Source organism: Planomonospora sp. ID91781, assembly GCF_015711595.1.
Taxonomy (GTDB): domain Bacteria; phylum Actinomycetota; class Actinomycetes; order Streptosporangiales; family Streptosporangiaceae; genus Planomonospora; species Planomonospora parontospora.
Window position 1 is genome coordinate 3699396 of sequence record NZ_JABTEY010000001.1, and the last position, 20710, is coordinate 3720105.

Below are 20710 nucleotides of genomic sequence, written 5' to 3' on the forward strand. Positions count from 1 at the left end.
GGCCCCGCGTCGGACGCCGGACGGCGGCGCCCGGTGTTTGGAACGCGGCATTTTTCCGAAGATTCTCCCCGCCTTCGCTATAAGCCGGTCGGCAGCGGATAGGAAACGCCGGAAGCGAACGCAGCAGGGAGGGAAGCGTCATCATGACGGACGTGTCGAGCATGGGACCGCAGCCGGGTGACGAGCGTCCGGTGCTGACCAACCGGCAGGGCCATCCGGTATACGACAACCAGAACCAGCGCACGGTCGGCGCCCGGGGCCCGGCCACGCTGGAGAACTACCAGTTCCTGGAGAAGATCAGCCACTTCGACCGGGAGCGCATCCCCGAGCGGGTGGTGCACGCCCGCGGGGTCACCGCCTACGGCTTCTTCGAGGCCACCGGTTACCTCGGGGACGAGCCGATCAGCCGCTACACCCGGGCGAAGCTCTTCCAGCAGGCGGGCAAGCGCACCGACGTGGCCGTGCGGTTCTCCACCGTGATCGGCGGCCGGGACTCCTCGGAGGCGGCGCGCGACCCGCGCGGCTTCGCGGTGAAGTTCTACACCGAGGACGGCAACTGGGACCTCGTCGGCAACAACCTGGCCGTCTTCTTCATCCGGGACGCCATCAAGTTCCCCGACGTCATCCACGCTCTCAAGCCGGACCCGGTGACGTTCCGCCAGGAGCCCAACCGGATCTTCGACTTCATGTCGCAGACGCCCGAGTGCATGCACATGCTGGTCAACCTCTTCAGTCCGCGCGGCATCCCGGCGGACTACCGGCATATGCAGGGCTTCGGCGTGAACACGTACAAATGGGTCAACCAGCACGGAGAGACGCATCTGGTCAAATACCACTGGATGCCCAAGCAGGGCGTGCGGAGCATGACCGTCGAGGACGCGTCGGCCGTGCAGGCGACCGAGCTGGGGCACGCCACCAAGGACCTGCACGAGGCCATCGACCGGGGCGACTTCCCGGAGTGGGAGCTCCTGGTGCAGATCATGACCGACGAGGAGCACGCCGAGCTGGACTTCGACCCGCTGGACGACACCAAGGTCTGGCCGGAGGACCAGTTTCCGGCGCGGCCCGTCGGCCGGATGGTCCTCGACCGGAACGTGCAGAACAACTTCGCGGAGAACGAGCAGATCTCGTTCGGCACCGGCGTCCTCGTCGACGGGCTGGACTTCTCCGACGACAAGATGCTGGTCGGCCGGACGTTCTCCTACAGCGACACCCAGCGCTACCGGGTGGGCCCGAACTACCTGCAGCTCCCGGTCAACCAGGCCAAGAACGCCGACGTGCGCACCAACCAGCGCGACGGCCTGATGACCTACCACGTGGACGGCGCCGGGGAGAACCCGCACGTCAACTACGAGCCGTCCATCAACGGGGGCCTGCGGGAGGGGCGGTTCCCCACGCACGACGAGCAGGGGCCCGTGATCACCGGGCGCCTGACCCGCAAGCGCATCCCTCGGACCAACGACTACAAGCAGGCCGGTCAGCGCTACCTGCTGATGGAGCAGTGGGAGCGCGACGACCTCGTGCACAACTTCGTCACGCTGCTGTCGCAGTGCGACCGCCCCATCCAGGAGCGCATGGTCTGGCACTTCCTGCTGGTGGAGGACGACCTGGGCCTGCGCGTCGGCGAGGGACTGGGCATCGCCCCGGACGACGTCTCGCACCTGGAGCCGCTGGCCAGCCAGGACCTCACCGACGAGGACCGCGAGCGGCTGTCCAGGCTGGGCAAGAACGGGCCGCGTGACGTGGACGGCCTGCAGATGACCCACTGCGTCCCGAACCAGCGGGCGGTCGTCACCCGCGGCTGAGGCGGACTCCCGCCCGCGGCGGGCGTCCGCGCCGGATCCCCGGCTCCGCCGGAGCCGGGGATTCAACGTGTCCGCGCGGGGCAGTCGGGCGTCCGGCCCCGCCGTCCCGCGCGGAGGACCGCCGCACGGCCTCCTCCCGCGGGGTGCGGCGTCGATGCGCGATCCGCATCGGGCCGCCACGACCTGCGAGGAGGACCCCCATGCTCCGTAGTCCCGTGCCCGCCCGCCGCACCGCCTCCGCCCGCCGCACGACCTCCGCCCGCCGTACGGTGCCGGCCCGCCGTACGGTAGCCGCGGCGCTCCTGGCCGCGGCGCTGGCCGCCTGCGGCGGGGTCGGCGCGAACGGCGCGGACGACGGCGGGAAGGGCGGCGCGGCGTCGCTGACCACGATGGGCTTCGGCCTGCCCGACGAGATCGCCACCGTCCGCGTCGACGCGTTCAGGAAGGCGCACCCCGGGACCGCGCTCACGATCAACCAGGGGCAGTTCGACGAGCAGGCGTTCCTGTCGGCGGTGGCGAGCGGCAACCCGCCGGACGTCGTCTACCTGGGACGCGACCGGATCGGCAGCTACGCGGCGCGGGGGGCGATCCAGCCGCTGGACGGCTGCGTGACCGGGCAGGCGATCCCGATGGACGACTTCTACCCGGCGGCCCGCGAACAGGTGCGCTACGACGGCAGGTGGTACGGCGTGCCGGAGTTCTACAACTCGATCGTCCTGCTGGTCAACGACAGGGCCGCCAGGGACGCCGGGGTCGAGCCGGCGGAGATCGACACCTCCGACTGGGACCGGCTGGCGGAGCTGGCGGAGAAGATGACGCGGACCGAGGGCGGCCGGATCGAGCGGTTCGGCTTCTACCCCAAGCTCCCGGAGTTCCTGCCACTGTGGGCCAAGGCCAACGGCGCCGACGTCCTCAGCGCCGACGGCCGCGTCTCGAAGCTGGACGACCCCAAGGTCGCCGAGGCCCTGGACTACGCGAGCCGGCTGGTCGAGGCGCAGGGCGGCTGGACGAAGCTCAAGGCGTTCACCGAGACCTTCGACTACTTCGGTGAGGGCAACCCGTTCGTCAAGGACCAGATCGGCGCGATGCTCACCGAGCAGTTCGTGGTCACCGCGATGGCCGGGACCACGCCGGACGCCGAGATCACCGTGCTGCCGTTCAAGGACCGGCAGGGCAGGCCGGTCAACAACGTGGGCGGCAACGCGTGGGTGATCCCCAAGGGCGCGAAGAACCCCGGCGCCGCCTGCGCGTGGATCAAGACGATGACCGCGGCCGACACCTGGGTCGCGGCGGCCCGGGCGCGCGCGGCCAAGCGCGCCCAGGAGGGCAAGGTCTACACCGGCACCTACACCGGCAACGCCAGGGCCGACGAGGTGATCTTCTCCGAGGTCGTCCGGCCGAGCGGGCACAAGGCCTACGACGAGGCGGTCAAGGTGATCCGCTCGGTGCAGGAGGCCGGGTTCGCGGTGCCGCAGTCGGGCGCCGCGGCCGAGTTCAAGAAGGCATGGGAGGACGCCGCGGTCCGGGTCCTCCAGGGGGAGCGGAGCGCCGCCGACGCGCTCGGCCGGGCGCACACGGAGGCGCAGAAGGCCATCGACGGGGCGGCGTCGTGACCCGCCCGCCGCGGAACGGCACGGCGGGCGGCACGGCGGGTGGCGAAACGGGCGCCGGGGCGGGCGGTAAGACGGGCGGCGGTAAGACGGGCGGCGGGATGACGGCGGCGGTGCGGCGGCTGCGGCCGGAGACCCGCTGGGCGTACGTCTTCCTGCTCCCGTGGCTGATCGGCCTGCTCGTCTTCCAGCTCGGGCCGATGGCCGCCAGCCTGGTGCTGTCGTTCACCCGCTACGACCTGATCGGCGCCCCCGAGTTCGCCGGACTGGAGAACTACGCGCGGATGGCGGAGGACCCGAAGGTCGCCCGCGCCATCGGCAACACCGTCGTCTACACGCTCCTGCACGTGCCGCTGGCGGTCGCGCTCGCCCTGGGACTGGCGCTGCTGCTGAACCGGGTCACCGGGCGGGCGGCGGGCGTGTTCCGGACGATCTTCTACCTGCCCTCCATGACCCCGCACGTCGCCGTCGGCGTGCTCTTCCTGTTCCTGCTCAACGGCCAGGCCGGGATGGTCAACGAGTTCCTGGCGCTGTTCGGGATCGAGGGGCCGCAGTGGACGACCGACCCCGACTGGGTGCTGCCGGGCATCGTGCTGATGTCCCTGTGGAACCTCGGCTCGACGACGATCATCCTGTTCGCGGCGCTGCGGAACGTGCCGCGCGAGCTGAGCGAGGCCGCCATGATCGACGGTGCGGGCCCCTGGCAGCGGTTCCGCGCGGTCACCCTGCCGATGATCAGCTCGGCGCTCTTCTTCGTGGTGATCATCAACACGATCACGTCGCTGCAGATGTTCGACCAGGTCTACACGATGTTCTTCGGCAACCAGGTGGCCCAGCAGTCGCACGGGGACGCGGCGCTCGTCTACGTCGTCTACCTCTTCCAGCAGGCGTTCCAGTTCCTGCACATGGGCTACGCCTCGGCGCTGGCCTGGGCGCTGTTCGGGGTCATCGCGCTCATCACGCTGGTCCAGGTGAAGGTGGGCAACCGGCTGGTCTACTACGAGGCGGAGGAGCACGCGGGATGACGGCCACCGAACCCACCGAACCCACCGGATCCGCCGGGGCCGCCGGGTCCACCGGGGTTTCCGGGGCTGCCGGGCGCGGGGCCTCCCTCCCGGTGGACCCGGCGGCCCGGGGCACGCGGAAGGTGCTGTTCCTGACCCTGCTGGCCGCCGCCTCGGTGATCTTCCTTTACCCGTTCGTCTGGCTCGTCACGGCCTCGCTCAAGCCCCGGGACCGGACGTTCTCCGACCCCTTCACGCCCTGGCCGGACCCCTTCCGCCCGGAGAACTACGCGGCGGTCTGGGACGCCGCCCCGATGCTGGCCTGGCTGGTCAACACGGTGGTCGTCGGGGTCGCGGCGGCGCTGGCGGTCACCCTGTCCAGCGCCTTCGTGGCCTTCGGATTCGCCTACTTCCGCTTCCCCGGCAGGAACCTGCTCTTCGGCAGCGTGCTGGCGACGATGATGCTCCCGGGCGTCGTCACGCTGGTGCCGACCTACCTGATCTGGAACGCGGCGGGACTGACCGGCACGCAGGTGCCCCTGTGGGCGGGGAACCTGTTCGGCTCGGCGTTCTACATCTTCCTGCTCCGGCAGTTCCTGCTCGGCGTGCCGCGCTACGTCTTCGAGGCCGCGCGGGTGGACGGCGCGTCGTATCTCGACCTGTTCCGGCGGATCGCGCTGCCGCTGGCGCGACCGGCGCTGATCATCGCCTTCGTCTTCGAGCTCAAGGCGAGCTGGTTCGACCTGATGAAGCCGCTGATCTATCTGCAGGACCCGGCGCTCTACACGCTGCCCCGCGGGCTGAAGGCGGTGGTGGACCAGTTCTACCAGGGCGGGGACCCCAAGTGGGAGATCGTGCTGGCGGCGAGCGTCGTCACCACGCTCCCGCTGATCGTGGTCTTCTTCCTCGGCCAGCGGTACTTCGTCCAGGGCATCGCGACCACGGGACGCCGCGGGTGACGCCCGGAGGCCGCCCCCGCACGGGACCGCCCCGCCCGCCGGGGCCGGCGGGCGGGGCGGTCCCCGGTGATCCCGGCCGGCCGGAGGGCGCCGGGCGGTCGGGGAGTTCCGGAGGAGGCGGGCCGCCCCGGCCTCAGCCCTCCCGCATCCGGGTGAGGAGCTCGGCGAAGTCGGCCTGCATGCGGGCGGCCTCAGCCGACAGGTCCTGGGAGAGCCCGGCGATCCGCGCGGCCACCTGCCCGGTCGCCTCGGCCGAGCGCCGCACGCTCACCCCCCGCACACCGCCGCCGTCACCGGCGATCGCCGCGGCGACCTCCTCGGTGCTGGTGCCCAGGCTGCGCACGACCCCGGCCATCCGGTCGATGACCTCCGCCGCGCCCTGCGAGGTGTTCTGGATCGCCTCCACCTCCCGCGCGATCTCGTCGGTGGCCTGCGAGCTCTGCTGCGCCAGTTCCTTGACCTCGTTGGCCACCACGGCGAAGCCCTTGCCGACGTCGCCGGCCCGGGCCGCCTCGATGGTGGCGTTGAGCGCCAGCAGGTTGGTCTGCGCCGCGACCCTGCGGATCACCTCGACCACGCCCCCGATGGTCTCGGCCGCGGTGGTGAGACCGTTGACCGTACCGCTGGCACTGGTCGTCTCGGTGGCCGCCTGCGCGGCCGTCGTCGTCGACTGCTCGGCCAGGTGCGAGATCTCCCGGACGGTCTCGACCAGTCCGCCGGTGGCGGAGCCCAGTTCCTCCGCGCCGTCGCGCATGGCCAGTACGGCCTCGTCGAGGCGGGCGACCACCGCCGAGACGGTGCCCTCCAGCTGCGCGGCCAGCGTCTCCACCGAGCGGCGGCGCTCCTCCTCCGCCCTGGCGCGCAGCTCCTCGTGCTCGTGCTCCAGGGCCTGCTTACCGGAGAGGTTGTCGCGCAGCACGCCCAGCGCACCGGCCATCCGGCCGATCTCGTCACGTGACACCGGCGGCAGCGCCACCTCGTGGTCGCCGTCGGCGAGCTTGCGGGTGGCGGCGGTCAGCGCCCGCACGGGCCGGGAGATGCTGAGCCCCACGACGGCGAGGACGCCCAGGACGGCGAGCACGACCATGCCGGTCTGCAGGATCGTGGCCTGCTGCTTGTCGCGGATGGTCTCCTGCATGTCGCCGACGTAGATGCCGGTGCCGACCACCCACTCCCACGGCTCGAAACCGGCCACGTACGACAGCTTGGTGACCGGCTCGTCCTCGTCGGGCTTGGGCCACTCGTACTCGACGAAGCCCGCTCCGGAGGCGCGCACCGTCTTGACGAACTCGACGAACAGCAGCTTGCCGTTCGGGTCGGCGTTGGCGGACAGGTCCTTGCCGTCCAGTTCGGGCTTGGTCGGGTGCATGACCATGAACGGGCGCATGTCGTTGATCCAGAAGTAGTCGCCCTCGCCGTAGCGCATCGCCTTGACCGCGGTCAGCGCGGCGGCCCGCGCCTGCTCGTCGGTCATGGAGCCCTCCTCCGCCTGCCGGTGGTAACCGGCGATGACCGAGTGGGCGGTCTCCACCAGGCTCTGCACCTTCGCCTTGCGGGCGGCCAGTTCGGTGGGCTCGACGTCGGCGAAGCGGATGGCGCCCACGGAGAGCACGCCGATGACGGCGACTGTCGCGAGCACGGCCAGTTTGGCCAGGATGGGGATGTTGCGCAGATTCGGCATGGCGGTCACCTCTCAGGGCTGCTGTGCGCTCCTGATCGGCCGGAGGTCCCACGAGCTGAGTGATTTGGGTTACATCCCCGCGACGGGCACATCCCCGCGACGGGTCACATCCCGGTGACCGGCCGCCTCCCGGTGACGGGCCGCCTCCCGATGACGGACGGCCCTCCGGCGGCGGGCCGGTCCGCCGGAAAGGCCGCCGGGGCCGCCCCCCGGACTCGGGAGCGGCCCCGGCGGCCGGGCGGGACCCGTCAGTCGGTGCTCAGCGCGTCGAGCAGGTCGCCGACCGGGCGGTCGGGGAGCGCCCGGGCGACGTCCGCTAGCGCGACGATGCCGACGAGCTTGTGCCCGTCGATCACCGGGAGCCTGCGCACCTGGTGCGAGGCCATCGTCCGGAGGATCTCGGCGGCGTCGTCGTCGGCGCCGATGGTGACGGCCTCGCCCTGGGCCAGCTCACCGGCCAGGCAGGACTTGGGGTCCTTGCCCCGGGCGAGCACCTTCACCACGATGTCCCGGTCGGTGAGCACGCCCTTCAGCCGGTCGTCGGTGCCGCAGATCGGCAGCGACCCCACGCCCAGGCGCGCCATCTTCCCGGCGGCGTCGATGACCGTCTCGTCCGCGTTCACACATTCCGCGTTCGGAGTCATGATCTCCCGTGCGGTCGTCATCCTCGCTCCTTTCGACGGTTTCGGAATCCTGCGGCTTCCCGCCGCGGGCCGGATGAAACCGGTCCGGCATGAAGGGTGAGCACGGGGATAGAAGGGATGGATGAGCACTGCGGCACTGATCGTCATGGACATGCTGAACCCGTACGACCACCAGGACGCCGACCTCCTGGCGGAGAGCGTCGAGCGGATCGTGGAACCGCTGGCGGACCTCGTCGGCCGGGCGCGCGGCAGCGAGGACGTCGAGCTGGTCTTCGTCAACGACAACCACGGCGACTTCACCGCGACGCGGGACGACATCGCGGCCCTCGCGCTGAAGGGCAGGCGGCCCGACCTGGTCGAGCCGGTGCTGCCGCCGGACGACAGCCCCTTCCTGGCCAAGGTGCGCCACAGCGGTTTCTACGGCACCTCGCTGGAGTACCTGCTGAACCAGCGGGGCGTCGAGACGGTGATCCTGGCGGGGCAGGTGACCGAGCAGTGCGTCCTGTACAGCGCGCTCGACGCCTACGTGCGGCACTTCTCCATCAGGGTGCCGCGCGACTGCGTGGCGCACATCCATCCCGACCTGGGGGACGCGGCCCTGCGGATGATGGAGCGCAACATGGGGGCGGAGATCGTCGGCTCCGACCGCTGCCTGACCGGCTGACCGGCGGAGATCGCGCACGCCGTTTCCCGGCCGGGGATCGCGGGTAGCCGGGCGCGGTGTCTGAGATATCGCGATTACAGCGCTATGTGCCCGCACGGCAGGACCTCCGGGTCCGGCTGCGGTTGTCCGTCACCGAGTTCCTGCTCACCCCCCTGCTCATGGTGCTCGGGGCGGTCGCCCTGGCGCTGGGCTCCGTACTGGTGGACATGTCGTCGCCGGGCTGGTCCCCGGACGTCCGGAACCTCTTCCTGCGGCTGTTCCCGCACGAGAACCTGGTCGGGATGCTGCGGGTGATCGCGACCGGGCTGGTCACGGTGACCACGCTCACCATCTCGGCTCTGCTGGTGGCGATCTCGCACACCGCCACGACCGTCGCGCCGGTGGTGTTCGACCAGTTCCTGCGGCGCCGTGCCAACCAGGCGTACTTCGGTTACGTCGCGGGCTGCGCCACCTACACCTACCTGGTCATGGCCGTCTCCCGCCCCCGCTGGGCCGGGGTGGGCGCGCTGCTGGCCGTCGTGCTGGCCGCCGGGGCGCTCGTCCTGCTGGTGTTCATGGCCTACGTCATGATCGACCAGATGCGGCCGACCTCCGTGGTCCGCTCGATCCAGGATCTGGCCTTCAGCGCGCGCCTGCGCCAGCTCCCCCTGCTCGCCCGCTCCCGCACGAGGCCGGTGGTCGACGGCGACTCCCTCCCGGTGACCACCCGGGCGACCGGGTACGTGGTGGACATCAGCACCGCCCGCCTGGAGAAGCTGCTCGCGCCGACCGGGAACGCCGTGGAGGTCGCCTTCCAGGTGCGGATCGGGGACCTGCTCGCCTACGGGGACACCGTCGCCCGCATCCGCGGGGGAGACGAGGAGTCCCGCCGCCGGATCGCCGACGACGTCCTGGACTGCGTGACGATCGACCGGGTCCGCAACGCCGACGTCGACCCCGACCACGCCATCGAGCAGCTCGGCAACATCGCCTGGGCGGCCACCTCCACCCGGCAGAACCCCGACGTGGCGCTGGCCTCCGTCGGCGCCCTGCGCGACCTGTCGGCCCGGTGCGCCGCGGCCGGCGTCCCGGAGGCCGAGGCGTACGGAGGACCGCTGCCGGTGGTCTACGACGACGCGCTGCAGCGGCGGATCGTGGCGGCCCTGGTGGACCTGGTGGTGGTCAGCACCTCGTCCCGGCAGCACCAGACCTGCGCGGTGGCGCTGTCCACCCTGGCGGAGATCCTGCCCCAGCTGCCGGACCGCGACCGCGACCTGGCGGTCAAGAGCCTGCAGCGGGCGCTCCCGGCGACCCTCTCCCACGTGGCCAGCGTGGAGATGGGCCGGGGCCTGGCCAGGCTGCGCGCCGCATTCGACACGATCGGCCGGGAGGACATGGCCGACCAGGTCCGGGACATGGGGCCGAGGCTGGTCCGGGAGAGCGGGCTGGAGGACGACCTCATCGACCACCTCGACGACAACGACATCACCGGGCCCCGGCCGTTCCGCTTCCGCTGACCGGGCCGGCCGGGGTCACCGCCGCCCCGGTCCCGCGGCGGGCAGGCGGACGGTGAAGACGGTGCCGCCGCCCTCGCCGGGGGCGGCGGTCACGGTGCCGCCGTGCGCCTCGACGATGGCCTTGGTGACGGCCAGGCCCAGGCCGGTGCCCTTGATGCCGGCCCGCCGGGCGGTGGAGGCGCGGAAGAACCGGTCGAACAGGCGGGGGTACTCCTCGGCCGGGACGCCGATGCCGGTGTCGGCCACCGTCACCGCGACCGTCCCGCTGGTGCACCCCTCGTCCCCGTGGCCGCCGTCGCAGCCGGCGGTGACGGTGACGGTCCCGTGCTCGGGGGTGTACTTGACCGCGTTGGACAGCAGGTTGTCCAGCACCTGGCGGAGCCGTACCGGGTCGGCGCGGGCGGGCAGGTGCAGGGCCAGGTCGGTGGTGAGGGTCAGGTGCTTGGCCGCGGCGGCGGCCCGGTGCTCGTCGACGGCCTGGCGCACCAGCCGGGTCAGCGAGACGGGCCTGGGGTCGACGGTGATGTGGCCGGCGTCCAGGCGGGCCAGGTCGAGCAGGTCGTCGACCAGGTGCTGCAGGTGGGCGGTCTTGCGGTCGATGACGTCGGCGAACATGCGGGGTTCGTCGGTCAGCTCGGGCAGGTCGGCGAGCATCTCGGCGTAGCTGCGGATGACGGCGACGGGGGAGCGGATCTCGTGGCTGACCAGGGCGACGAGCTCGTCCTTCATCCGGTCCAGGTCGCGCAGCCGGCGCACCTGCTCCTGCTCCCTTTCCAGGAGGCGTTCGCGTTCCTCGGCGATCCGGTGTCGTTCGGTGACGTCGGTGCAGATGCCGTCGGCCAGCAGGCGGCCGCCCTCGCGGCGGGGGGCGGCGCGGGTCCAGATCCAGCGGGTGACGCCGTCCAAGCCGACGACCCGGTACTCGGCCTGCGCGGGCCTGCCGGAGGCGACCGCCTCGTGCAGCCCGCAGAAGGCCTCGAGGTCGTCGGGGTGGACGAGGCTCTCGGTGAAGGCGGCGGCGTCGACGCCGAGGGGGACGTGGCCGCCGAGGATCCCGGCGGTGCTCTGGCTCTGGTACGTCCGGCGGGCGTGGCCCTCGTCGTCGATCTCGACGGTCCACACCAGGTCGTCCAGCTGGGCGACGACCTCGTCGAAGCGGCGCCGGCTGGCGGTCAGGGCCAGGGCGAGGTCCTCGGCGCGGCGGCGCTCCATGAAGCGGCCGACGTGCGCGCAGACGCCGTCGAGCAGATAGAGCAGGTCGTCGTCGGGCTCCTCGACGGTCTCGGTGAAGAAGGCCAGTACGGCCAGCACCCGCTCGCCGCTGCGCACCGGCAGCCCCACTGCGGTGCGCAGGCCCGCGTGCAGCGCGTGCGGGGTGCGCAGGAAGCCGCCCGGCTCGTCACGCAGGTCGGGTGTCCACGACCGGCGGCCGGAGGCCCACACCCGGCCGGGCAGCCCTTCCCCGGGCCGGACGGTCATCAGCTCCGGACCGGTGAACTCCGAGAGGTCGCGGCCGGGCTCGACCCAGGAGCCGGTGCGGGAGATGCGCTCCCCGCCGGGGTCGACCTGCCAGTACTCGCCGCAGCTCCAGCCGAACGCGCCGGCGATCGCGCCGATCACGCCGCAGGCGGCGCGCTCGACGGAGCCGGCTTCGGCGAGCGCCTTGATCACGGCGTACTGGGCGTCGCGGAGCACCTGGATGCGGTGGTGGTCGGTGATCTCCCGGCCGGTGCACATCGCCCCCAGCCGGCGTCCGTCGGCGGTCTCGATCGGCCGCCCGTTCACCGTGAACCGGCGCGGGGGCCTGCCCGGGGCGCGGACCACCACCTCCTTGCCGTCGAAGCGCCCGCTGACCAGCGCCCGGACCACCGGCGCCTCCTCGGGGGAGAGCAGGGTCCTGCCGTCGGGGCCGAACAGGTGGTAGACCCGCGGCCAGGCGATCATGTCCACCGGCTGCTCCGGCGCCTGGACGAACTCGCGCATCGGCTCGTTGAAGCGGACCAGCCGGCCGTCGGCGTCGCAGGCCGCCACCCCGACGTCCAGGCTGTCCAGCAGTGCGGACAGGAACGTCCGCTCCTCCTCCAGCTCCCGCCGGACCTCCTGGAAGCCCGACTGCGAGGCGATCACCGCCTCCGCCGTCGCGGCCAGCTCCTCCAGCGTCTCCAGGTCCTCCGGGCTCCACGAGCGGGCGCGGTGGTCGATCACGCAGAGCGTGCCCAGGGGCCGGCCGCCGGGCTCGTGCACCGGGACGCCGGCGTAGGCGGCCAGCTCGCCCCGGGCCACGGCGACGATGTCGCGCCACCGCTCGTCGCCGCGGGTGTCGGCCACCGCCAGCGGGGCGTCGTCGAGGACCAGGTGGCGGCAGACGGACTGGGACAGGGGGCTCTGCCGCTCGGACAGGGACGGGCTGGTCCCCTCGGCGCTGACGACCACCTGCCGGTCCTCGGTGATCAGCGAGACCCGGGCGATGGGCACGTCCAGCAGGCGGGCGGCCATCCGGGTCACCCGGTCCAGCAGCGGCGACCGGGGGGCGTCCAGCAGGCCGGTGGCCTGCAGGGCCTCCAGCCGTCGCGCGTCACCGACGCGGTCCACGGTCTTCACACTCCCACCTCCCCGAGCATCGCTCCCTACCCGGCTCTAGGTGGTTAAGACCCTTATGCCCGTTATCTTATTAAAAATACCTTTTTCTGGTGTTATGGCGCATTCCTCGACCGTCCCGGCTCAGCCCTCGACGTCGGTCGCACCGTGCGGCGCGCCGACCGGCTTGGACTCCGGCGACCCCCGCTGGCGCAGGTACACCGAGAGCACGACCATCGAGAGCACCGCCAGGAACTCCGACTGCCAGTTCTGCAGGGTCCGGTTCCAGAAGTCGGCCGAGGTGACGTACCCCCACCAGCTCAGCGGGTCCTGCAACCGGGAGAGCCGTTCGGAGTTCCAGGCCGCCAGCCCCGCCACCGACTGCGCCAGCCACGACAGCAGGAAGACCAGCCCCATCACCAGGCCGAGGGAGTTGCCGTACAGGGTCTGCCGCAGGCCCGTCGCCCTGGCCCAGGCCGGGCTGCCGGGCTGGGCGTGCGGGCCGACCTGCTGGTCGGCGTCGCTCTCCGGGCCCTCCTTGCCGGGCTTCTTCGACTCCGGCGAGCCGCGCTGCACCCACCAGACGGTGGCCAGGATGAACAGCAGGAACTGCAGGTACTCCGACTGCCAGTTCTCCGCCACGTCGACGGCGAAGTCCGAGGAGGTGACGTACCCGGCCCAGGAGACCGGAGCCCCGCCCTCGGCGAGCTGCCGGTCGTTGTACGCCGCGGTCCCGGCCACGGACTGCCCGGCCAGCGCCAGCGCGAACAGGACCAGGAAGAACAGGCTGAGGGCGTTGTCCCTGACGAAACGTCTCACGGTCCTCCTCCTACCGGTGCAGCAGGCCGATGGCGAAGACGTACGCCAGGCCCGCCACGATGACGACGACGGTCACGGCGAACATCACCCGCATGGTCACCCCTCCACCTCGCACGAGTACGGCAGCGCGCCGCGCGGCCGGCAGCCCGCCGCGCGCACCAGCCAGCCCTGCGGGAAGCGGTGCAGGAAGACGGTGTCGCGGGCGAGCCGTACCAGGGCCTCGTCCCCCCAGACCTCGGCTCCGCCCGGCGCTCCGCCGGACAGGTCGAGTTCCAGCACGGCATGCTCGCACCCCTGCCCGCCGGACCGGAGGCTCTCGGCGGCCTCGGGGGCCAGCAGCGCGCACGCCCGCCCGCCCTGCCCGGCGGTCACCGCGGCGTAGAACGACTCGGCCGCGGACCGGGCCGGCTCCCGGTCGGCGGACGCGCAGCCCGCCGACGCCGCTCCGGCGGCCAGCGCCACCGCGGCCGCCAGGATCACTCTCGTTCTCATCCCCGCCCCCTGCCCCGGCGATCACATAAGTCACCAGGGGAGATCATCGGATCAGCCCCCGGCCACCTCGCCGAGCAGGCGGTCCCAGTCGGACAGGAACCGGGGCAGGCCGTAGCGGGCCAGGGCGGCGGCCCGGGCGTGCTTGCCGACCTGCCGGGCCAGCTCCGGCTCCCCGGTGAAGGCCTCCAGGGCGGCGGCGAGCACGGACACCCGGGTCGAGATCACGCCCGCCTCCGGCGGGACCGCCTCCACGGCCTCGGTCGCGGCCAGCGCCACGACCGGCATGCCGATCATCATGGCCTCGATCAGCGAGAGCCCCAGCGAGGTCCACCGGTAGGGGTGCAGGTAGACCCGGCGGCGGGCGAGCTCGGCGTGCATCACCGCCTGCGGCAGGTCCTCGAAGGCGCCCAGGGGGATCCCCAGGTGCCCGGCCAGCCCGGTGACCTTCATGCCGAACACGTCCAGCGGCGCCTCCTCGGCGAACCGCGGCAGCAGGTCGGTGCCCGCCACGCGGGTGCGCCGGACCGGCTCGTTGACGACGACGGCGGCCCGGGGCAGCTCGCCGGTGTAGAGGGGACCGGGGTCGAGGACGCCGTGCTCGATCACCCGTACGGGGGCCCGGCCGTTGTCCCAGAACAGCGCGTTGAAGTGGGTCACGTGGACCAGCGGGACGTCGTCGCGGTCGGCCAGCGGGTGCCGGGTGGCCGGGACCTCGCCCCTGGGCGTGTTGTGCTCGACGTAGACGGCGGGCACGTCCCGCCCCGGGCGCCGGCCCAGCCACCGCTCGGCCAGCTCGGCCTCGTGCGGGCGCTGCAGGACGACCAGGTCGACCTCCTCCTCGCGCAGCCGGTCGGCCGGCACCTCCCGCACGGTCTCCGGCCACGGGAAGGTCCGCGCCCGGCCGCGCCCGTCGGGGCCACGGTCGGGGGTGAGGGGGACCAGGTAGTCGTGGGCCCCGTGGACGAAGGACGTGGTCCACGAGCCGTGCACGTGCCAGAGCAGGATCCTCACGACGCCGCCCCCCGGGCGGGGACGGGCACGGCGGAGCCGAGCGCCAGGGCGACCGCGGCGGCCAGGTCCGGGGCGACCTCCGGGGCGGCGGCGACCTCCTCGGGCAGCGTCACCTCCGTCGGGACCAGGATGCCGCGCGCCCCGGCGGCGCGGGCCGCCTCGACGTCCCGGCCGATGTCCCCGATCACCACGCAGTCGCGGGGGTCCGCGCCGAGCTCCTCCGCCGCGCGCAGGACCAGCCCGGGGGCGGGTTTGCGGCAGCCGCAGCCGTCGGCGTCGTCGTGCGGGCAGACCGCCCACGCGTCGAACGGGCCGAGCAGCTCCTCGACGCGGGCGTTGACCGCCGCCAGCTCCTCCGCGCCGATCAGCCCCCTGGCCACCCCCGACTGGTTGGTGACCACGCCGACCCGGACGCCCGCGCGGCGGAGCCGGTCGAGCACCTCCCGGGCGCCGGCGACCGGCTCGACCAGCTCGGGCCGGCGGTTGTACGGAACGTCTTTCACGAGTGTGCCGTCACGGTCGAAAAGAATGGCGGCTGGTCGTTCGTCGTGCGGCACTTCATTCCTCCCGAATGCTTCGTCCCTTGCTTTCCCCTACTTCCCGTTTGCTCGGGGGTTAACCGAGAAAAAAACTACTTAGAGTGACAATGTGCTGGTTGCAAGCCGTCTAGCTGCACTTCTATCGGAGTACGGTGTTTGAGAAGCGCTCCTCTCGGTAGTGACTAGGTGTCTGCGGGAGGCGAATGCATGAAATTCCTTGGATTGAATGCGATCTTTCATGACCCGGCGGCGGCCCTGGTCGTCGACGGCGAAGTGGTGGCGGCCGCGGAGGAGGAGCGGTTCAGCCGGCGCAAGCACGGCAAGCGCCCGGTGCCCTTCTCGGCCTGGGAGCTGCCCGAGCAGGCGGCCGCCTGGTGCCTGGCCCGGGCGGGGCTCGAGCCCGAGGACCTCGACGGCGTCGCCTACTCCTACGACCCCGCGCTGGTCCGGCCCGGTCAGCAGGGACTCGACGAGCGCTGGGAGGACCTGCGCACCACCTACGCCCGCCGGGCCCCGAACTTCCTGGCCACCGCGCTGCCCGGCCTCGACCCGGCGCAGGTCCGCTACGTGCCCCACCACGTCGCGCACGCCGCCTCGGCCGGGCTGGCCGCGCCGTACCGCGACTCGGCCGTCCTGGTCTGCGACGGACGCGGTGAGGCGGTCTCGCACCTGGCCGGGCGCTACGCCGACGGCGAGCTGACCGTCCTGGCCGCCCAGGAACTCCCGCACTCGCTCGGCCTCATGTACGAGGAGGTCACCGAGCACCTGGGCTTCATGCGCTCCAGCGACGAGTACAAGGTCATGGCCATGGCCTCCTACGGCGAACCGCGCTTCCTCGGCGAGCTGCGCGAGCTGATCCGCGCCACCGGCGACGGCGGGTTCCGCGTCGAGCCGGTGGACTGGGCCGGCTACGCCAAGCGGCTCGGCCGGGGGGAGCCCTGGTCGGAGGACCACGCCGACCTAGCCGCCAGCGTGCAGAGGCGGCTGGAGGAGGTCCTGCTCGACCTCGCCCGGTGGCTGCACGAGCGCACCGGCGAACGGCGGCTGACCATGGCCGGGGGCGTGGCGCTCAACTGCGTCGCCAACACGCGCCTGCTGGCCGAGGGCCCCTTCGAGGAGCTCTGGGTCCAGCCCGCCGCGGGCGACGCGGGCACCGCGCTCGGCGGGGCGCTGCACCTGGCCCAGGCGGCCGGGGAACCGGCCGCGCCGATGCCCGGCGCCGACCTCGGCCGCGGCTGGACCGACGAGGAGCTGGCCGCGTGGCTCGACGCGGCGCGGGTGCCGTACGAGCGCCCCGCCGACCTGGCCGCGGCGGTCGCCGCCGAGCTCGCCGCCGACCGCATCGTCGCCTGGTTCCAGGGGCGCAGCGAGTACGGCCCGCGCGCGCTCGGCCGCCGCTCCCTGATGGCCCACCCGGGCCGGGCCGCCAACACCGAGCGGCTCAACGACGTCAAGGGCCGCGAGCAGTTCCGCCCGATCGCGCCGATGGTGCTCGCCGAGCGGGCCGCCGACATCTTCGAGCGGGGACCGATCCCCAGCCCCTACATGCTCTTCGTCCACGACGTGCGCCCCGAGTGGCGCGACCGCATCCCGGCCGTCGTGCACGTCGACGGCACCGCCCGGATCCAGACGGTGGACCGGGCCGGCGATCCGCTGCTCGCCCGGATGCTGCAGGAGTTCGAGGTCAGGACCGGGCTGCCGGTCGTGGTCAACACCAGTCTCAACACCGCCGGGCGGCCCATGGTCGACGATCCCCGCGACGCGCTGGAGTGCTTCGGCTCGGCCCCGGTCGACCTGCTCGTCCTCGGCCCGTACCTGATCCACCGGGGGAAGGTGTTCGCGTCATGATCACCGTTGTCGTTCCGACGATCGGCCGCCCCACCCTGACCGCCACCCTGGCGGCACTGGACCCCGGCACCGACGTCATCGTGGTCGACGACCGCCCGGACCCGCTCGCGGGCGACGGCTGGGAGGCCGACGGCGTCCCCCCGGACGGGCCCGCCGCCGCGCCCGGCGGCCCGCCCTTCGTCGGCCCGGCCTCGCTCGGCACCGACGCCGACGTGCTGGCCGCCGTACGCGCGGCGGGAGGGCGGGTCACGGTCCTGCGCTCCGGCGGCCGGGGACCGGCCGCCGCCAGGAACACCGGGTGGCGGGCGGCGTCGACGCCGTGGATCGTCTTCCTCGACGACGACGTGATCCCCGAGCCCGGCTGGGACAAGGCCGTCCGCGCCGACCTGGAGGACCTGCCCGCCGACGTGGGCGGCAGCCAGGGGCGCATCGAGGTGCCGCTCCCGGCCGGCCGCAGGCCCACCGACGCCGAGCGCAACACCGCGGGGCTGGCCGACGCCGACTGGATCACCGCGGACATGGCCTACCGGCGCGAGGCCCTGGAGCGGACCGGCGGTTTCGACGAGCGATTCCCGCGCGCCTACCGGGAGGACGCCGACCTCGCGCTGCGCGTGCAGGCGGCCGGATACCGGCTGGTCAAGGGGGAGCGCGTCACCCGGCACCCGGTCCGCGACGACGGCTTCTGGGCCAGCGTGCGCTTCCAGCGGGGCAACGCCGACGACGCGCTGATGCGGCGCGTCCACGGCCCCGGCTGGCGGGCGATGCTCGGCGGCGCGCCCGGCCGGCTCCGCCGGCACGCGCTCGTCACCGGGTTCGGCCTGCTGGCTGCCGGGGCGGGGCTGGCCGGGCGGCGGCGGACGGCCGCCGCCGCGGCGGCGGCGTGGGCGCTGCTGACCGCGGAGTTCGCCTGGGCGCGCATCGCCCCGGGCCCGCGCACCCCCGAGGAGATCCGGCGGATGGCGGTCACCAGTGCGCTCATCCCCCCGGTGGCCTGCGCGCACCGCCTCCGCGGCGAGCTGAGGGCGCGCCGATGACGGACGCCTGCACGGGCCCGGAGCCGGGCCCGCCCGATCGGCCTGCCGCGAACCGGGTGGACCGGGCGGACGGGGCGGACCGAGCGGACGGCGTGGACCGGACGGACGGCGTGGACGGCACCGGCCGGACGGACGGCACGGGCGGGGCGGGCCCGCGAGTGGGGACCGTGCTCGTGGCGCGGCCCGACAACGCCGGCGACGTCCTGCTGGCCGGGCCCGCGATCCGGGCGGTCGCCGCCCGGGCCCGGGAGGTCGTCCTGCTGGCGGGCCCGCACGGCCGCGCGGCGGGCGAACTCCTGCCCGGCGTGTCGCGGGTGCTGGAGTGGCGCACCCCGTGGATCGATCCCGAGCCGCCGCCGGTGTCCGGAGCCCACGTCACCCGGCTGATCAGGGAGATCCGGCGGCTGGCGCCGGAGCAGGCGCTGATCTTCACCTCCTTCCACCAGTCGCCGCTCCCGCTCGCGCTGCTGCTGCGGCTGGCGGGCACGCCCAGGATCGCCGCGATCAGCACCGACTACCCGGGCTCGCTGCTCGACGTGCGGCGGGTCGTGGACGAGGACGGCGAGGACGCGGACGTGCCCGAGGCCGAGCGCATGCTGGGCCTGGCCCGCCAGGCCGACTTCGACCTGCCCCCCGGCGACGACGGCCGGCTCGCCGTACGGCGGCCGCTGCCCGATGTCGGCCGCCTGACCGGGCCGCCCGGATACGTGGTCGTGCATCCGGGCGTCTCGGCGCCCGCGCGGGCGTGGCCGGCCGAGAGCTGGGCCCGGCTGGTCCGGCTGCTCGCCGCCGAGGGCCGCAGGGTCGTGGTGACCGGAGGCCCCGGCGAGCGGGTGCTGACGGCGAGCGTCGCCGGGCCCGCCGCCGGGCCCGCCGACCGGCCCGCCGCGGACCCGCTCACCGCAGGGGCCGTGGCGCACGGGCTCACCCCCGGGGCCGCCGCGCACGGGCTCACCCCCGGGCACCGGGCGCCCGCCGGGCCGGGGAGCGTGCTCGACCTCGGCGGGCGGACGAACCTCGCCGAACTGGCCGGGGTGATCGCCGGAGCGTGCGCGGTGGTCGCGGCCAACACCGGCCCCGCCCACCTGGCCGCGGCGGTCGGCACCCCCGTCGTCAGCCTGTTCGCCCCCGTCGTCCCGGCCGCCCGCTGGGCGCCGTACGGCGTGCCGTCCGTCGTCCTCGGCGACCAGCACGCCCCCTGCCGCGGGAGCAGGGCCAGGAACTGCCCGATCCCCGGCCACCCCTGCCTGTCGTCCGTCCCGGCCGAGGCGGTCGCCGAGGCCGTCGGCCGCGTGGCCGCGCCAAGGGAGGCAACCGTATGAGAATCGCTCTGGTGTCCGAGCACGCGAACCCGCTCGCGGCCATCGGCGGAGTCGACGCCGGCGGGCAGAACGTCCACGTGGCGGCGCTGGCGGCGGCGCTGGCCGAGCGGGGGCACGAGGTCGTCGTGCACACCCGGCGCGACGACCCCGGCGCCCCCGACGCGGTGGCGCTCTGCCCCGGCGTGACCGTGGAGCACGTCCCGGCCGGTCCCGCCGCGCCCGTGCCCAAGGACCTGCTGCCGCCGTACATGCCGGCCTTCGCCGCGCACCTGCGGCGGCGCTGGCGGCGCAGCAGGCCCGACGTGGTCCACGCGCACTTCTGGATGAGCGGCCTGGCCGCGCTGGAGGCCGCCCGGCCCCTCGGCGTGCCGGTCGTGCAGACCTTCCACGCCCTCGGCACGGTGAAGCGGCGCTGGCAGGGCACGGCGGACACCAGCCCGCCGCAGCGGATCGCCGCCGAGACCGCCATCGGGCGCGGCGCCCAGCTGACCGTCGCCACCTGCACCGACGAGGTGAACGAGCTGATCGCGATGGGGGTGCCCGCCGAGCGGGTCACCATCGTGCCGTGCGGCGTCGACCTCGAACTGTTCCACCCGGACGGCCCGGCCGCGCCGCGCGGGCGGCGGCCGCGCATCCTCAGCATCGGGCGCATGGTGCCGCGCAAGGGCGTCGGCACCGTCGTCGAGGCCCTGCGCGCCCTGCCCGGCGCCGAACTGGTGATCGCCGGCGGCGCGCCGGACGACGAGGAGGCGCGGCGGCTGGAGCGGCTGGCCGCCGCCCACGGGCTCTCCGACCGGGTCAGCGTGGTCGGCAGCGTCGGCCGCGCCGACGTCCCCGCCCTGATGCGCTCGGCCGACGTCGTGGTCAGCGTGCCCTGGTACGAGCCGTTCGGCATCGCCGTCGTGGAGGCCATGGCCTGCGGGGTCCCGGTGGTCGCCTCCTCCGTCGGCGGGCACCTGGACACGGTGGCGGGCTGCGGCATGCTGGTCCCGCCCCGCCGTCCCCGGGCCCTCGCCCGGGCCCTCAGCGACCTGCTGAAACGTCCTGACCTGCGCGCGGCCCTCGCACTGTCCGGCGAGCGCCGCGCCAGGTCCGGGTACGGCTGGCCCCGGATCGCTGAGCGGACCGAGGCCGTCTACCTGGACGTGATCACCGGCCACCGGACCCGGGGCCGGATCGCCGCCGCCGCGGGAGGCTGAAGAACC

The 20710-nt window shown here is 73.6% G+C and carries 17 protein-coding genes; 10 read left to right on the forward strand and 7 right to left on the reverse strand.

Annotated elements, in window-relative coordinates; all coding sequences use genetic code 11:
- Window positions 1–143: 143 nt before the first annotated feature.
- The 4 genes from HS048_RS16725 to HS048_RS16740 all read left to right on the forward strand — a co-directional run bounded on the left by HS048_RS16725 (window position 144) and on the right by HS048_RS16740 (window position 5378).
- Window positions 144–1805, forward strand: coding sequence for a catalase (locus HS048_RS16725; protein WP_068893903.1), 1662 nt, complete (start codon window positions 144–146; stop codon window positions 1803–1805).
- Between the two features lie 200 nt (window positions 1806–2005).
- Window positions 2006–3418, forward strand: a complete 1413-nt coding sequence (locus tag HS048_RS16730; RefSeq protein WP_196467403.1) for an extracellular solute-binding protein — start codon at window positions 2006–2008, stop codon at window positions 3416–3418.
- Window positions 3415–4440, forward strand: coding sequence for a carbohydrate ABC transporter permease (locus HS048_RS16735; RefSeq protein ID WP_196467404.1), 1026 nt, complete (start codon window positions 3415–3417; stop codon window positions 4438–4440). The genes HS048_RS16730 and HS048_RS16735 overlap by 4 nt, the downstream gene beginning before the upstream one ends.
- The gene (locus HS048_RS16740) at window positions 4437–5378 is read left to right on the forward strand and encodes a carbohydrate ABC transporter permease (protein ID WP_196467405.1); all 942 of its coding nucleotides are present in this window, start codon (window positions 4437–4439) and stop codon (window positions 5376–5378) included. The genes HS048_RS16735 and HS048_RS16740 overlap by 4 nt, the downstream gene beginning before the upstream one ends.
- Before the next feature lie 133 nt (window positions 5379–5511).
- Here HS048_RS16740 and HS048_RS16745 read toward each other — a convergent pair whose 3' ends face one another.
- Both HS048_RS16745 and HS048_RS16750 read right to left on the reverse strand, forming a co-directional pair.
- Window positions 5512–7059, reverse strand: a complete 1548-nt coding sequence (locus HS048_RS16745) for a cache domain-containing protein (RefSeq protein WP_196467406.1) — start codon at window positions 7057–7059, stop codon at window positions 5512–5514.
- 248 nt (window positions 7060–7307) lie between these two features.
- Window positions 7308–7724 (reverse strand): CBS domain-containing protein, encoded by a 417-nt coding sequence (locus tag HS048_RS16750; RefSeq protein WP_068893901.1) that lies wholly within the window; start codon window positions 7722–7724, stop codon window positions 7308–7310.
- Between the two features lie 100 nt (window positions 7725–7824).
- Between HS048_RS16750 and HS048_RS16755 the strand changes: the two genes are divergently transcribed.
- Together HS048_RS16755 and HS048_RS16760 are read left to right on the forward strand one after the other, a co-directional pair.
- Window positions 7825–8367: a cysteine hydrolase family protein gene (locus HS048_RS16755; protein WP_191898298.1), complete on the forward strand. Its 543-nt coding sequence runs from the start codon at window positions 7825–7827 to the stop codon at window positions 8365–8367.
- 86 nt (window positions 8368–8453) lie between these two features.
- Window positions 8454–9863 carry a DUF2254 family protein gene (locus HS048_RS16760; RefSeq protein ID WP_196467407.1) on the forward strand — a complete coding sequence of 470 codons (1410 nt, stop codon included), beginning with the start codon at window positions 8454–8456 and terminating at the stop codon, window positions 9861–9863.
- Between the two features lie 15 nt (window positions 9864–9878).
- Here HS048_RS16760 and HS048_RS16765 read toward each other — a convergent pair whose 3' ends face one another.
- The 5 genes from HS048_RS16765 to HS048_RS16785 form a co-directional block, all read right to left on the reverse strand.
- A complete protein-coding gene (locus HS048_RS16765; protein ID WP_196467408.1) occupies window positions 9879–12464 on the reverse strand; it encodes an ATP-binding protein in 2586 nt (861 codons plus the stop codon).
- A gap of 120 nt (window positions 12465–12584) precedes the next feature.
- Entirely contained in the window at window positions 12585–13259 is a 675-nt protein-coding gene (locus HS048_RS16770; protein ID WP_196467409.1) for a DUF6766 family protein, read from the reverse strand.
- Between the two features lie 96 nt (window positions 13260–13355).
- The gene (locus tag HS048_RS16775; RefSeq protein WP_196467410.1) at window positions 13356–13751 is read right to left on the reverse strand and encodes a hypothetical protein; all 396 of its coding nucleotides are present in this window, start codon (window positions 13749–13751) and stop codon (window positions 13356–13358) included.
- A gap of 51 nt (window positions 13752–13802) precedes the next feature.
- Window positions 13803–14762: a glycosyltransferase gene (locus HS048_RS16780; RefSeq protein WP_196467411.1), complete on the reverse strand. Its 960-nt coding sequence runs from the start codon at window positions 14760–14762 to the stop codon at window positions 13803–13805.
- A complete protein-coding gene (locus HS048_RS16785) occupies window positions 14759–15319 on the reverse strand; it encodes an HAD-IIIA family hydrolase (RefSeq protein ID WP_307832512.1) in 561 nt (186 codons plus the stop codon). The genes HS048_RS16780 and HS048_RS16785 overlap by 4 nt, the downstream gene beginning before the upstream one ends.
- A 189-nt stretch (window positions 15320–15508) precedes the next feature.
- On the opposite strand from HS048_RS16785, the gene HS048_RS16790 reads away from it, so the two are divergent.
- From HS048_RS16790 to HS048_RS16805, 4 genes are all read left to right on the forward strand, one after another.
- Window positions 15509–17149 (forward strand): carbamoyltransferase C-terminal domain-containing protein, encoded by a 1641-nt coding sequence (locus HS048_RS16790; RefSeq protein ID WP_196467412.1) that lies wholly within the window; start codon window positions 15509–15511, stop codon window positions 17147–17149.
- Window positions 17146–18183: a glycosyltransferase family 2 protein gene (locus HS048_RS16795; RefSeq protein WP_068893893.1), complete on the forward strand. Its 1038-nt coding sequence runs from the start codon at window positions 17146–17148 to the stop codon at window positions 18181–18183. Before HS048_RS16790 ends, HS048_RS16795 begins: the two co-directional genes overlap by 4 nt.
- 158 nt (window positions 18184–18341) lie before the next feature.
- Entirely contained in the window at window positions 18342–19505 is a 1164-nt protein-coding gene (locus HS048_RS16800; protein ID WP_307832552.1) for a glycosyltransferase family 9 protein, read from the forward strand.
- Entirely contained in the window at window positions 19502–20704 is a 1203-nt protein-coding gene (locus HS048_RS16805) for a glycosyltransferase (RefSeq protein WP_068893892.1), read from the forward strand. The genes HS048_RS16800 and HS048_RS16805 overlap by 4 nt, the downstream gene beginning before the upstream one ends.
- Window positions 20705–20710: the final 6 nt, after the last annotated feature.

Coding starts and splice junctions, on each gene's coding strand:
- HS048_RS16740 (WP_196467405.1), top strand. CDS start 4,437: ATGACGGCCACCGAACCCACCGAACCCACCGGATCCGCCGGGGCCGCC.
- HS048_RS16730 (WP_196467403.1), top strand. CDS start 2,006: ATGCTCCGTAGTCCCGTGCCCGCCCGCCGCACCGCCTCCGCCCGCCGC.
- HS048_RS16805 (WP_068893892.1), top strand. CDS start 19,502: ATGAGAATCGCTCTGGTGTCCGAGCACGCGAACCCGCTCGCGGCCATC.
- HS048_RS16790 (WP_196467412.1), top strand. CDS start 15,509: ATGAAATTCCTTGGATTGAATGCGATCTTTCATGACCCGGCGGCGGCC.
- HS048_RS16745 (WP_196467406.1), bottom strand. CDS start 7,059: ATGCCGAATCTGCGCAACATCCCCATCCTGGCCAAACTGGCCGTGCTC.
- HS048_RS16775 (WP_196467410.1), bottom strand. CDS start 13,751: ATGAGAACGAGAGTGATCCTGGCGGCCGCGGTGGCGCTGGCCGCCGGA.
- HS048_RS16750 (WP_068893901.1), bottom strand. CDS start 7,724: ATGACGACCGCACGGGAGATCATGACTCCGAACGCGGAATGTGTGAAC.
- HS048_RS16725 (WP_068893903.1), top strand. CDS start 144: ATGACGGACGTGTCGAGCATGGGACCGCAGCCGGGTGACGAGCGTCCG.
- HS048_RS16795 (WP_068893893.1), top strand. CDS start 17,146: ATGATCACCGTTGTCGTTCCGACGATCGGCCGCCCCACCCTGACCGCC.
- HS048_RS16755 (WP_191898298.1), top strand. CDS start 7,825: ATGAGCACTGCGGCACTGATCGTCATGGACATGCTGAACCCGTACGAC.